General features: G+C 41.6%; 13 protein-coding genes. 12 read left to right on the top strand and 1 reads right to left on the bottom strand.

Going from position 1 to position 13534, the window contains the following annotated elements; all coding sequences use genetic code 11:
- Window positions 1–108: 108 nt before the first annotated feature.
- Window positions 109–2136, top strand: coding sequence for a transcription termination factor Rho (gene rho, locus BACCOP_RS14690; protein WP_007570486.1), 2028 nt, complete (start codon window positions 109–111; stop codon window positions 2134–2136).
- A gap of 41 nt (window positions 2137–2177) precedes the next feature.
- On the opposite strand, the gene BACCOP_RS14685 is transcribed toward rho, so the two are convergent.
- A complete protein-coding gene (locus BACCOP_RS14685; protein ID WP_007566665.1) occupies window positions 2178–3395 on the bottom strand; it encodes a transposase in 1218 nt (405 codons plus the stop codon).
- 238 nt (window positions 3396–3633) lie between these two features.
- On the opposite strand from BACCOP_RS14685, the gene BACCOP_RS14680 reads away from it, so the two are divergent.
- The 11 genes from BACCOP_RS14680 to BACCOP_RS14625 all read left to right on the top strand — a co-directional run bounded on the left by BACCOP_RS14680 (window position 3634) and on the right by BACCOP_RS14625 (window position 13482).
- Window positions 3634–4278 carry an ATP-binding cassette domain-containing protein gene (locus BACCOP_RS14680; RefSeq protein WP_007570485.1) on the top strand — a complete coding sequence of 215 codons (645 nt, stop codon included), beginning with the start codon at window positions 3634–3636 and terminating at the stop codon, window positions 4276–4278.
- Window positions 4279–4289: 11 nt separating this feature from the next.
- Entirely contained in the window at window positions 4290–5477 is a 1188-nt protein-coding gene (locus BACCOP_RS14675) for a hypothetical protein (RefSeq protein ID WP_007570484.1), read from the top strand.
- A 14-nt stretch (window positions 5478–5491) separates the two neighbouring features.
- A complete protein-coding gene (locus BACCOP_RS14670) occupies window positions 5492–5902 on the top strand; it encodes a secondary thiamine-phosphate synthase enzyme YjbQ (RefSeq protein ID WP_040312135.1) in 411 nt (136 codons plus the stop codon).
- 313 nt (window positions 5903–6215) lie between these two features.
- Entirely contained in the window at window positions 6216–7742 is a 1527-nt protein-coding gene (gene atpD / locus BACCOP_RS14665) for a F0F1 ATP synthase subunit beta (protein WP_007570482.1), read from the top strand.
- Window positions 7743–7759: 17 nt separating this feature from the next.
- Window positions 7760–8005 carry an ATP synthase F1 subunit epsilon gene (gene atpC / locus BACCOP_RS14660; protein ID WP_007570480.1) on the top strand — a complete coding sequence of 82 codons (246 nt, stop codon included), beginning with the start codon at window positions 7760–7762 and terminating at the stop codon, window positions 8003–8005.
- Between the two features lie 474 nt (window positions 8006–8479).
- Window positions 8480–9571 (top strand): F0F1 ATP synthase subunit A, encoded by a 1092-nt coding sequence (atpB, locus tag BACCOP_RS14650; RefSeq protein WP_040312131.1) that lies wholly within the window; start codon window positions 8480–8482, stop codon window positions 9569–9571.
- A gap of 51 nt (window positions 9572–9622) precedes the next feature.
- Entirely contained in the window at window positions 9623–9877 is a 255-nt protein-coding gene (gene atpE, locus BACCOP_RS14645; protein ID WP_007558852.1) for an ATP synthase F0 subunit C, read from the top strand.
- Between the two features lie 12 nt (window positions 9878–9889).
- On the top strand, window positions 9890–10393 hold the full coding sequence (gene atpF, locus BACCOP_RS14640; protein ID WP_007570474.1) for a F0F1 ATP synthase subunit B: 504 nt from the start codon (window positions 9890–9892) through the stop codon (window positions 10391–10393).
- A 6-nt stretch (window positions 10394–10399) separates the two neighbouring features.
- Window positions 10400–10954 (top strand): F0F1 ATP synthase subunit delta, encoded by a 555-nt coding sequence (locus BACCOP_RS14635; RefSeq protein WP_007570472.1) that lies wholly within the window; start codon window positions 10400–10402, stop codon window positions 10952–10954.
- 51 nt (window positions 10955–11005) lie between these two features.
- Window positions 11006–12598, top strand: a complete 1593-nt coding sequence (atpA, locus tag BACCOP_RS14630) for a F0F1 ATP synthase subunit alpha (protein WP_007570470.1) — start codon at window positions 11006–11008, stop codon at window positions 12596–12598.
- A 5-nt stretch (window positions 12599–12603) separates the two neighbouring features.
- Window positions 12604–13482, top strand: coding sequence for a F0F1 ATP synthase subunit gamma (locus BACCOP_RS14625; RefSeq protein ID WP_007570468.1), 879 nt, complete (start codon window positions 12604–12606; stop codon window positions 13480–13482).
- The last annotated feature ends 52 nt before the right edge of the window (window positions 13483–13534 follow it).

The raw sequence follows: 13534 nt of genomic DNA, 5'->3' as shown, positions 1-13534 counted from the left end.
TGTAATTACTGATAGACGCATAGATAACGGCATATCCCGATTATTTGCCTGTGCGCAATCCTGCGTGCTGCGCTTTCAGATACTTACAAAATTCATTACAACATATTTATGTATAACATCATTCAACTAAATGACAAAGATTTGTCTGAATTGCAGCAGATTGCCAAAGAGTTGGGACTGAAAAAAACCAGTACGTTACGCAAGGAGGAACTGGTATACCGCATTCTGGACGAACAAGCTATCGTCGGTGCAACCAAAAAGGCGGCAGCTGCCAAAACAAACGAAGAACGCAAAGAAGGACAGCCGCGCAAACGCTCACGCATCAGCGTAAAAAAAGAAGGCGACAAAGTGTACACAGCAACTAAAGACAAAGCACAAAAACTAGAAGCAAACACTCCTCCTTTGCCTGCACCTGCTCCAATATTCAAAGACGAAATATCTCAACCCGCAGAAGTTCAAACAGAAACAACAAATGCTGATACTGTTGCAGAAAAGCCTAAAGCAAAACGTGGCCGTAAGCCCGGCAGCAAAAACAAGACGACATTAGAAAAAGAACAACTATCAGCTCCTAAAGAAACAGAAAAACAGACTCCGGCAGTTCCAGCTCCCGTTCCTGTACCTATGGAAAACGATGATATGGAACTTCCAGCATTAAATCTCACAGGTGGTGATGATTTTATTCCAATCGAAGATCTTCCTTCAGAAAAAATAGAACTTCCTACTGAATTGCTGGGTAAATTTGAAGCTACAAAAATGGATACAGCTGCACCTGTACCTGCCGAAAAACCTGAAAAGGAAAACAAGCCTAACAACAATAAGTATCAAGCCCGTCAGCAGCGTTATAACAACAATAACAACCGCAACAACAATAACAATCAGGCAGGACGTCAACAGCAACAACATCAAAATACCAATCATCCAGCTCCTCAGAATACAACCGCTAATCTTCCTGCTCCACAGTCAGTCGTAGCAGAACAGGTTGTCCAACAGCCAAAACCGGTTGAGAAGCCTTATGAATTTGATGATATTTTATCGGGAACCGGAGTGCTGGAAATCATGCCTGATGGATATGGCTTCCTCCGTTCTTCAGACTATAATTATCTTTCTTCTCCTGATGACGTTTATGTATCTCAGTCGCAAATCAAATTATTCGGACTGAAGACTGGTGACGTAGTAGAAGGTACGATCCGTCCACCCAAAGAAGGAGAAAAATATTTCCCTTTGGTCAAAGTTTCAAAAATAAACGGACTGGACCCCGGATTGGTACGTGACCGTGTTCCATTCGACCATCTGACTCCACTCTTCCCTGATGAGAAATTCAAACTTTGCAAAGGATATGATGACAATTTATCAGCCCGTGTAGTTGATCTTTTTGCTCCAATCGGAAAAGGACAGCGTGCACTTATCGTTGCACAACCTAAAACGGGTAAAACTATATTGATGAAAGATATAGCCAATGCAATAGCTGCCAATCATCCGGAAGTATACATGATTATGCTGCTCATCGATGAACGTCCGGAAGAAGTTACAGACATGGCTCGTAGCGTAAATGCAGAAGTTATAGCCTCAACATTCGACGAACCTGCAGAACGTCACGTAAAGATTGCTGGTATCGTACTGGAAAAAGCAAAACGCATGGTAGAATGCGGACATGACGTAGTTATTTTCCTGGACTCTATTACTCGTCTGGCTCGTGCCTACAATACAGTATCTCCTGCATCTGGTAAAGTTTTGTCGGGTGGTGTTGATGCAAATGCCCTTCATAAACCGAAACGTTTCTTCGGTGCTGCGCGCAATATCGAAGGTGGCGGTTCACTGACCATCATTGCTACTGCTCTGATTGATACCGGATCGAAGATGGATGAAGTAATTTTTGAAGAATTCAAGGGAACAGGTAATATGGAACTTCAGCTCGATCGCAATTTGAGCAACAAGCGTATTTTCCCAGCAGTCAACATCACAGCATCAAGTACACGCCGTGACGACTTATTGCTTGACAAGACAACATTAGACCGCATGTGGATTTTACGTAAATATCTTGCCGATATGAATCCAATAGAAGCTATGGATTTTGTAAAGGAACGTCTGGAAAGAGCCAAAGACAATGAAGAGTTTCTTATGAGCATGAATTCTTAACAAAACTGTTATATCAATAGTTCGTTAAAAATTCGCCAAGCCTAAGCGGCTCTGGCAGTAAATAAAATGAGTTCTTTGAAAAGTTTGTCAATAACTTGCGGGTCTGGGCTAATCCCAAACACGCAAATAAATCGTTCAAGCATATAAGCATTGTGTATGAAAGACTTGCAGGAGGATATGGAATAGGTTATTCCGAGCCTCTTACATGCCGCTTTGGCCAAGTTGACAGCAGCAAGCGATGCATTGAAGTGAAAATCCAATTTCCTGAAGTCGGTAGACTGGCAGCTGGTGATTCCTGCATGCTGCTTGCCATCTCTAAAGCAAAATTCCAGTTGGAACCTGGTTCTGTAATAATCCAGCACCTCACGTCCATCCATGGAATCGTCTGTAGAGAAGTAAAGCTGCCACTTGTCTGTCCTCCCGTCCATCGGATACCAGATGGCTAAGGAAACATACCTTTTGAGAGCTTTTGCATATACCCTCAATCCGTATAGCTTTCCCTTGTTCACCTCGTATTCCTTGCACCGGGTCAAATCCAGATTGGCAAAGTCAATCCTGCCGTCAAACCACTTGGGATGGCCACGTTTTCCTGTTTTCTGTTCCAATGTCGGATAGTACAGGATTACGTCATTCCGAAAGCGGCTGATGACATGGAAATCGTTCTCACACATAGGTGTTACGAAAGTTTCCTTGGAAAAGAATGCGTCTGCAACCACCGTTTTGGATATGCTTTGCAGCTTGTCTTTTCTGCTGATAAGATAGCAGCTGTACCAGTCAACAAGGTTCTTGTCCATATTATCCAAGGTCTTACAATCCGGCGTCTGAATGGAACCTAAAGTCATGCATTCATGGTTGTCGATGTCAATGACACCGATGCCCATGATTTCCAGTCCACGCTTGTATTCTCCTGCACAACCGGACCAGAAGTAACCTATCCAAGGTGTCTTCTTGCCTGATTTGGGAATATAGGAAGGATCGATGGCGATGGCTTTTCTTTTGCCTGTGAGATACTTGCTGATGATAGATCCGTTGAACGCAAACCAGTCGAAAGTTTCATGCTCAAAAAGGTTGCGATAAGTCTGTTCTGAGAAACAGCCATATCTGCCCAATTGAAGGAAATTTATACGATCCGGGATGGCCATGAATAATTTCATGGTGTCCATGAATGCTTTTTCAAAAGGTTTGTGTATATTCGCTACTGATTTGAGAGCCGACAGGCACTCGGATTGGTATTGCATAAGGAGTGTTTCTTTAGTCATAATCAGAAGAGTTCAGAGACTTCTAATTTACTAATAAATAACGAATTATGCAATACTTTCCTCCTTTATTATCAGCAGGTTAGCTCTCTTTTTTCAGCACATTTCTTCATGCTTAACCATTCGTTTTTGACAACATTTCAATGACCTCTTTAGTGTTTCCGAACCAGCTTTTGCCGGTTCTGTTGTTTAACTTTTAATCTTTCGGTAAAAATTTACCGAAGTATTGAATTAATGAAAAATGGAAACAATTGAATTACAACAAACTCTGCCGGAGGTATTTGCCGGCAGAGATAGTATCATTTCCGATGTTTGGCATCGGCAAGTTGCGTTTCAGAGGGGGAAGACTTATCTGGTAGAAGCCGTTTCGGGCACAGGTAAATCTTCCCTTTGCAGTTTTATTTATGGATATAGAAAGGACTATCAGGGCATTATCTGTTTTGACGGTGAAAATGTGAAGAATTTCTCTGTCAGCCGGTGGGTAGAAATCAGAAAACGCTCGTTGAGCATGTTGTTTCAGGAATTGCGTTTGTTCCCGGAACTGACAGCATGGGAAAACGTACAGCTGAAGAATTCACTGACGGGATATTGCAAACGCAAGCAGATAGAAGATTGGTTCTCATGTTTAGGTATTTCAGACAAATGGGACCAGCAGATTGGAAAGATGTCTTTTGGACAGCAGCAGCGTGTTGCTTTTGTTCGTGCTTTGTGCCAGCCTTTTGATTTTATTTTTTTAGATGAACCGGTCAGTCATTTGGATGATGGCAATGGGAAGATTATGGCAGATATCTTGCATGAGGAAGCTGAAAAGCAGGGAGCAGGTATAATAGTAACGTCTATCGGAAAACATATTCCGTTGAATTATGACAGGGTACTTTCTTTGTAAATACAGATATTATGATTTGGAAGTTATTAAGACAGCATATTAGTGTGTCGCAGCTTGCAGGATTTTTCCTGGCTAATTTATTTGGTATGATTATCGTCTTGCTGGGAGTTCAGTTTTATCGGGATGTATTACCTATATTTACTCAGGGCGATAGCTTTATAAAAAAAGATTTTGTAATTCTCAGCAAGAAAGTTAGTACGTTGGGAACTCTTGTTGGAAAAAGTAATACATTTTCTGCGGGTGATATTGCGGAAATAAAGGAGCAGCCGTTTACTAAGAGTGTAGGTGGATTCCTTCCGTCGCAATTTAAGGTATCTGCTGGCATGGGAATGCAAGGAATACGTATGTCGACTGATATGTTTTTTGAGTCGGTTCCAGATGAATTTGTTGATGTGAAGTTAGATAAATGGAGTTTTAATCCGGCATCGGATATTGTTCCAATCATTATTCCACGTAATTATCTGAATTTGTATAATTTCGGTTTTGCACAAAGCCGTAACCTTCCTCAGCTTTCGGAAGGAGTAATGGGCATGGTGAATCTGGACATCCGGATAATGGGGAATGGGCAAGTGAAGCAGATGAAAGGGAATATTGTCGGCTTTTCAAACAGACTCAATACTATTCTGGTTCCCGAATCATTTATGAATTGGGCAAATGAAGCCTATGGCGCAGGAGAAAAAGCTGAACCTTCGAGGCTGATTGTAGAAGTTAACAACCCGGCAGATGAACGGATTGCTAAGTTTTTCCAACAGAAAGGGTATGAAACAGAAGGTAACGGTTTGGATGCCGGCAAGGCAACTTGGTTCTTGAAAATCGTTATCGGTATTGTATTGTCTGTTGGTTTGCTAATCAGTGTGCTTTCATTCTATATTTTGATATTAAGTATATATCTGTTGCTGCAGAAGAATTCTACAAGACTCGAAAATTTACTATTGATAGGTTATAGTCCTGCCCGGGTAGCACGTCCGTATCAGTTGCTTACTGTTATTCTTAATTTGGCGGTATTGTTACTAGGCTGTGTTGTTGTTATGTCTGTAAGATCTCTTTATCTTGATACGATAATGAATCTTTATCCAGGTGCAGGAGGGGGAAGTATGATTCTTTCTCTGGTTGCCGGATGTATTATTTTTATAGGAGTGTCTGTACTGAATATTGTGATTATACGTCGTAAAATAAATGCTATCTGGTTGCGAAAATAAAAAGGCTAATGAATATGATACAACAAATAGAATTTTCTTTAAAACCTCGTCGAAGAGGTTTCCATTTGATTACAGAGGAAGTGATGTTGCACTTATCTGCATTGCCTGCAACCGGACTGGTAAATCTTTTTGTGAAACATACTAGTTGTGCACTCAGTATTAATGAAAATTATGATCCTTCAGTGCGTAGTGATATGGAACAGATTTATAATCGTTTAGTTCGTGAAAATGAAAGTTATTATCAGCATACAGATGAGGGAAGTGACGATATGCCCAGTCATGCAAAATGTAGTTTGACTGGGGTTTCGCTTACTATTCCTGTTACTGAAGGGAAACTGAATCTGGGAACTTGGCAGGGTATTTATCTTTGTGAGTTTCGTGATTATGGCGGTCCTCGTCGGATTGTAGCTACAATTATGGGATAGGAGTGTTCGGATATAGTTCGTTTGTTTACTAATTATCGGGAAACAAAGAAAAACTTATTGGTATGCCTGTGTGTGAATAAATGTTTATAGATGTCTTATACTGTAAAATGATATGTTCAAAAACGCTTGATTTGTGTCAGGAAACATAGTTTTACGGCTAAAAAATGTTACATAGGAGTACACTGTTGGCAGATTATTGTATAAATTTGCCATACCGAATAGTTAAACATTAAACTATTTTGATAAAGACTAAAAAGTAGATTTTTCAGGACTATTAAAAGAACTTTTAATTATACAATAAAAGATTAAGCTTATGTCAAAAATCGTTGGACACATTTCGCAGGTAATCGGTCCGGTTGTCGATGTTCGGTTTAAATTCGACGGTGTGGATGCAGAACATGCTTTGCCGAAAATTCACGATGCTATGACCATTAAAAGACATGATGGTCGTATCTTGGTAGTGGAGGTTCAGCAACATATCGGTGAAGATACTGTGCGTACCGTTGCGATGGACAGTACAGACGGGTTGCAGCGCGGAATGGAAGTCATGCTTACCGGACAGGCTATTACAATGCCTGTTGGTCCTCAAATTAAAGGACGAGTAATGAACGTTGTCGGTGAAACGATAGACGGTATGAAGGAACTGGATAAGACAGGAGGTTTTCCTATCCACCGCGAACCGCCTAAATTTGAAGATCTGGCTACTACGCAGGAAGTCCTTTTTACGGGTATTAAGGTTATCGACCTTTTGGAACCTTATCTGAAAGGAGGTAAAATTGGATTGTTTGGTGGTGCGGGAGTTGGAAAAACCGTACTTATCAAAGAGTTGATTAACAATATTGCCAAAAAGCACAACGGTTTCTCAGTCTTTGCCGGTGTAGGAGAACGTACTCGTGAGGGTAACGACCTGCTTCGTGAAATGATTGAATCTGGAGTTATCCGCTACGGCGATGAGTTTCTGAAGAGCATGGAAGAAGGAAACTGGGACTTGTCGAAAGTAGATTATTCTGAAGTAGAGAAATCGCAGGTTGCAATGGTGTTCGGACAGATGAATGAACCTCCTGGCGCACGTCAGTCTGTTGCATTGTCTGGATTGACACTTGCAGAATCTTTCCGTGACCGCCAGACTGGTGAGAATGGTCCACGTGATATTCTTTTCTTTATTGACAATATATTCCGTTTTACTCAGGCTGGTTCTGAGGTTTCAGCTTTGCTTGGACGTATGCCGTCGGCCGTAGGTTATCAGCCTACACTGGCTACAGAAATGGGACAGATGCAGGAACGAATCACCTCTACCAAGAATGGTTCTATTACTTCTGTTCAGGCTGTATATGTTCCTGCCGATGACTTGACCGACCCTGCGCCGGCTACTACCTTTACACACTTGGATGCTACTACTGTATTGAGCCGTAAGATTACAGAGCTGGGAATATATCCGGCAGTAGATCCGTTGGAATCGACTTCTCGTATTCTGGATCCGTTAATTGTCGGTAAAGACCATTACGAAACAGCTCAGCGTGTAAAGCAGATTCTTCAGCGTAATAAGGAGTTGCAGGATATTATTTCTATTTTGGGTATGGATGAACTTTCGGATGAAGATCGTCTGACTGTGAACCGTGCTCGTCGAGTACAGCGATTCCTTTCTCAACCGTTTGCCGTAGCCGAACAGTTTACAGGAGTTCCGGGAGTTATGGTTTCTATAGAAGATACTATCAAGGGATTCAAGATGATTCTGGACGGTGAGGTTGACTATCTGCCTGAACAGGCCTTCCTGAATGTAGGTACGATAGAAGACGCAATCGAGAAAGGAAAGAAATTGCTTGAAGCTGCCAAAGGGTAAAGAAAACTCAACGAATTATGAAGGAAATGCATTTAGTTATCGTTTCACCCGAACGCATGTTGTTCGACGGAAAAGTTTCGCAAGTAACTCTTCCGGGAGAAATGGGGGAATTTCAGGTGTTGACAAATCATGCACCTATTATTTCTTCACTTGTAGCGGGTAAAATAAGTTATACGTCAGGGGCAGAAACTCAGTCATTACAAATTGCAGGAGGATTTGCCGACATAAACAATAATCAGATTTCAGTCTGTGTGGAACTTTGAGAAAAGTAATACAGGCGTAGAACTTAAACGTTTTTGGTAGTTTTTTAGAAAAACTGCACTATACTATGTTTTTGTTAACCATCAGAAAAAAGTTTATCAGAGAGTTGACTCTAATTGGGGTCGTGTTAACGGCTTTAGTAGCTGTAGTGTATCATATGTTCATACCAGACAGGTATTTTCTATGGTTCCCTTCAATCCCGATATTCTTTTATCTGTTTGGCTTATTTTACATAGCTATGTTTTCGTTCTACTATCGCATGGGACTGGAAAAACTGGTAATGTGTTATTTGTCATGCAAAGTTTTGAAATTTATCTTAAGTGCCTTGGTACTGATAGCATATGCTTTCTTTATCGGACATGAAGTTGTTGCTTTTATGTTGACTTATGTATTTTTCTTCTTTGCATTTCTGATATTTGAAACTCGCTTTTTCCTTTGGTTTGAAATGAAACTGAAAAATAGTAAAAAGGTAAACAATGAAAAAAATACGGTACATAGCACTGTTTCTGCTTCTGTTGATGGGAACAACAGGAATGTTGATGGCGCAAAATGCTGATTCAACGGCGGTAGCTGCTTCTTCCGAACAGAACCAGACGGAAGATATAAGTGTTAACGAACTGGTTTTCGGACATATCGGCGATGCTTATGAATGGCATATTGCTACATTGGGCAATACTGTTGTCAGTATTCCGTTGCCGGTTATCGTACATAGCAGTACGGGATGGCATGTTTTCTCTTCTTCTCGTCTGGAAGAAGGAGAATATGAAGGACTGTATATAGCACGTGGCGGAGCATACGATGGAAAGATCGTAGAACGCAATGAAGCTGGTGAGGAAGTTCGTCCGTTGGACATTTCTATTACTAAAAATGTAATGGGATTATTTATCAACAGTGCAGTTTTGCTTGTCATCATGATGAGTTGTGTGCGTTGGTACAAGAAACATCCGGTAGAACAGGGAGCTCCCAAAGGAGGAGTTGGGATGATAGAAGCACTTGTTTTAATGATATATGATGATGTCATAAAAGGATGTATCGGTGAAGACTATAAACGTTATGCACCTTACTTGCTGACAGCATTTTTCTTTGTACTGGTAAATAACCTGATGGGATTGATTCCTGTCTTCCCAGGTGGAGCAAATGTTACAGGTAATATTGCCATAACGCTTGTGCTGGCAGTTATAACATTTTTGTTTACCAATATTTTTGGTACAAAGGAGTATTGGAAAGAAATATTTTGGCCGGATGTTCCCACTTGGTTGAAGGCTCCGGTTCCGATGATGCCTTTGATTGAATTCTTTGGTATCTTTACAAAACCGTTTGCACTGATGATTCGTCTTTTTGCCAATATTATGGCTGGACATGCTGCTATTTTAAGTTTGATAGCAATCATCTTTATTACCGTAAAGGTAGGACCTGTCATTAATGGTTCCATGACGGTAGTTGCCGTAGCATTCGGTATTTTTATGGATGCATTGGAAATTCTGGTTGCATTCATCCAGGCGTATGTGTTTACGATGCTGTCGGCAGTCTTTATCGGATTGTCGCGTGTAAAAGGACACGAAGCCTGATTATAGAATAAAAAAGTAAATAAAAGTATAACCATTTAAATTTTGAAGATTATGTTATTGTCAGTTTTATTGCAGGCTGCTGCAGGAGTTGGTATTAGTAAATTAGGTGCTGCTATTGGTGCAGGTATTGCTGTATTGGGTGCGGGTATTGGTATTGGTAAAATTGGTAGCTCGGCTATGGAAGGTATTGCTCGTCAGCCGGAAGCTTCAGGTGACCTGCGTATGAACATGATTATTGCAGCTGCATTGGTAGAAGGTGTTGCCTTGATTGCCATCGTAGTTTGTTTATTGACATTATTCTTATAATAATATTAGCCTATGGGATTATTAACTCCGGATCCGGGGCTACTGTTTTGGATGATTATCGTTTTTGGAGTCGTATTTTTTATTCTTGCCAAATACGGCTTCCCGGTAATCATCAAAATGGTAGAGGACCGGAAAGCATATATTGATAACTCGCTGAAAGCTGCGTGTGAGGCTAATGAGCAATTAGCAAATGTGAAGGCCGAAGGAGAAAAAATCCTTGCTCAGGCACACGAAGAACAGGCTCGTATTCTAGCCGAAGCTGCTGCTACACGCGATCGCATTATAAAGGATGCTCAGAATCGTGCTATCAGTGAAGGAGATCGTTTGATGATTGAAATCAAAAAACAGATTGAAACTGAAAAAGAAAGTGCGATTCGTGACATACGCCGTCAGGTAGCGGTACTTTCTGTCGGTATTGCAGAAAAGATTATGCGTAATAAACTTGCAGATGCCAAGGAACAGGAAGAGCTTATTGACCGTATGCTTGACGAAATGATAGAATCTTCTAAAAAATAACATACCATGAATACAGGAGTTGTTTCTATGCGCTATGCTAAAGCTTTATTAGCTTATGCTAAGGCGCAAAAAGGAGAAGATCGGGTCTATAAAGAAGTAAAAACACTTGCCGGACATTATGTAAGTCTCCCTGATTTACGCCGTGCGATAGAAAATCCAGTGCTCGACATGCAGAGTAAATGTGATTTGTTACGTGAGGCTTCGGGAGGAAAGGATGTCAGTCAGGAATTGATGCGCTTCTTCAATCTGGTACTCGATGAAAGAAGAGAAAAATTCTTGCAATTCATGTTGTGGTCGTATATTGACTTGTATCGCGAAGATAAAAATATCCTTGTTGGTAAACTTACTACAGCTATAGAATCCAAACGCTTGGAAGAGCATTTGGTGGATTTGGTAGGAAGCCGTACTCAGGGAAAGGTAGAAATGGAAACACATATCGATCCTGAGTTGATTGGAGGATATATCATTGAGCTGGAAGGTTATCGTCTTGATGCGAGTGTTGCTAATCAGCTGAAACGCATAAAGCAACAGTTTATTGCGAGAAACAGAAGAATTGTTTAAATAAGTGAAGAGGACAAATCCTGCTTTATTTATCATTTTAATTAAAAAATTATGCCAGAAAATACAATAAAACCCAGCGAAGTATCAGAAGTACTGCTGCGTCAGTTGCAAGGTATCGACAACTCACTGAAGTTCGACGAGGTGGGAACGGTATTGCAAGTCAGCGATGGTGTGGCACGTATTTACGGCTTGCGCAATGCAGAAGCTAATGAACTTTTGCAGTTTGAAAACGGTATCATGGGTACTGTTATGAATCTGGAAGAGGACAATGTGGGAGCGGTGCTTCTAGGTCCTACAGACCAGATTAAGGAGGGGATGATTGTAAAGCGTACCAAACGTATCGCATCTATCAATGTAGGTGAGAGCATGTTGGGGCGTGTTATAGACCCTCTGGGTGTACCTCTTGACGGACGCGGTGAGATAGGGGGTGAATTGTTTGAAATGCCTCTGGAACGTAAGGCACCGGGAGTAATCTTCCGTCAGCCTGTAACAGAGCCTTTACAAACAGGTCTGAAAGCTATTGATGCGATGATTCCTATCGGACGTGGACAGCGTGAGTTGATTATCGGTGATCGTCAGACTGGAAAAACCGCTATTGCCATCGATACAATTATCAACCAGCGTGCCAATTATGAAGCAGGAAATCCGGTATACTGTATCTATGTAGCCGTAGGACAGAAAGGTTCTACTGTTGCCAGCCTTGTAAATGCATTGCGTGAAAAGGGAGCAATGGATTATACCGTAGTTGTTGCTGCAACAGCTTCCGATCCTGCTGCCATGCAGTATTTTGCACCATTTGCGGGAGCTGCTATCGGAGAATATTTCCGTGATACCGGTCGTCATGCTTTGGTTGTATACGATGACCTTTCAAAACAGGCTGTTGCATACCGCGAAGTTTCTTTGATTCTTCGTCGTCCGTCTGGACGTGAAGCATATCCGGGTGATATCTTCTATCTGCACTCTCGTTTGCTGGAGCGTGCTGCAAAAATTATCAGCCAGCAGGAAGTTGCCGAACAGATGAACGACCTTCCTCCTAGCTTGAAGGGAAAAGTTAAAGCCGGAGGTTCACTTACAGCGTTACCTATTATCGAAACACAGGCAGGAGACGTTTCCGCTTATATTCCGACAAACGTAATTTCTATTACCGACGGACAGATATTCTTGGAAACCGACTTGTTCAACCAGGGATTCCGTCCTGCAATTAACGTTGGTATTTCGGTATCTCGTGTTGGTGGTAGTGCACAGATCAAGAGTATGAAGAAGGTTGCCGGAACATTAAAGATTGACCAGGCACAGTACCGTGAACTGGAAGCTTTCTCAAAATTCAGCAGCGATATGGACCCGGTAACTGCAATGGCTATCGACCGTGGACGTAAAAACAACCAGTTGCTTATCCAGCCTCAGTATTCACCTATGCCGGTTGGTGAGCAGATTGCCATCCTGTATTGTGGTACTCACAGCTTGATGCGTGATATTCCTATCAGCAAGGTACGTGCGTTCCAGGATACGTTCCTGACCAATATGCGTGCTAATCATCAGGCTGATGTACTCGATGTACTGGCAAGCGGTAAGATTAACGATGAAGTAACAGCATTGATTGAAAAAGTTGCGGCAGAAACAGCCGGACAATATAAAGAAAGATAATCGTCATGGCATCACTGAAAGAAGTAAAAGGAAGAATAAACTCCATAAACGGAACGCTGAAAATTACGTCGGCGATGAAAATGGTTGCCTCTTCGAAGCTGCATAAAGCTCAGGAGGCAATAGAGAACATGCTTCCTTACGAACGAAGACTGCATCACATGCTTACTAACTTTCTGAGCTCGGAGCTTAGTGTGGAGTCACCTTTCGTCGTGAAACGTGATGTGAAGAAGATTGCCATTGTTGTATTTGCATCGAACAGTAGCTTATGCGGCGGCTTTAATGCCAATGTTATCCGTCACTTGTCTGGAATGATAGAAGAATATGTCCAGCAGGTAGGGAAAGATAATATTTTAGTCTATCCGATAGGACGTAAAGTTGCCGATGCAGTAAAGAAGTTAGGTCTGACTCCGATGGGAGACTATCAGCATATGAGCGGAAAGCCTAATTACAAAGAAGCTTCCGAACTGGCTTCCGAACTGATGAAGCGCTTTCTCAACGATGAAATACAGCAAGTAGAAATGTTGTACAATCATTTTAAATCGACGTCTACCCAGATTCTGACACGTGAAACGTACCTGCCTATCAATTTCTCTCAGGCATCTGCTACAGATGAAGAAGATAAGGGTAAGCAAGTCGATTACATTGTAGAACCGTCAGCAGAAAAGGTGATGCAGGAATTGTTGCCCAAAGTATTGCGTATGAAGATGTATACGGCATTGCTTGATTCGAATGCGGCAGAACATGCTGCCCGTACGATGGCAATGCAGATTGCGACCGATAATGCAAATGAGTTGATTCAGGATCTTACGCTGATATACAATAAAAGTCGTCAGCAAGCCATTACCAACGAATTGCTCGATATTATCGGCGGTACGATGGCGTAACGGTCAAAGCATAAATAAAAAAATATCGGGACCATCCTTTCGGACGATCCCG

Source organism: Phocaeicola coprocola DSM 17136 (genome assembly GCF_000154845.1).
GTDB classification, from domain to species: domain Bacteria; phylum Bacteroidota; class Bacteroidia; order Bacteroidales; family Bacteroidaceae; genus Phocaeicola; species Phocaeicola coprocola.
This window is presented reverse-complemented; position numbering and strand designations above follow the sequence as displayed.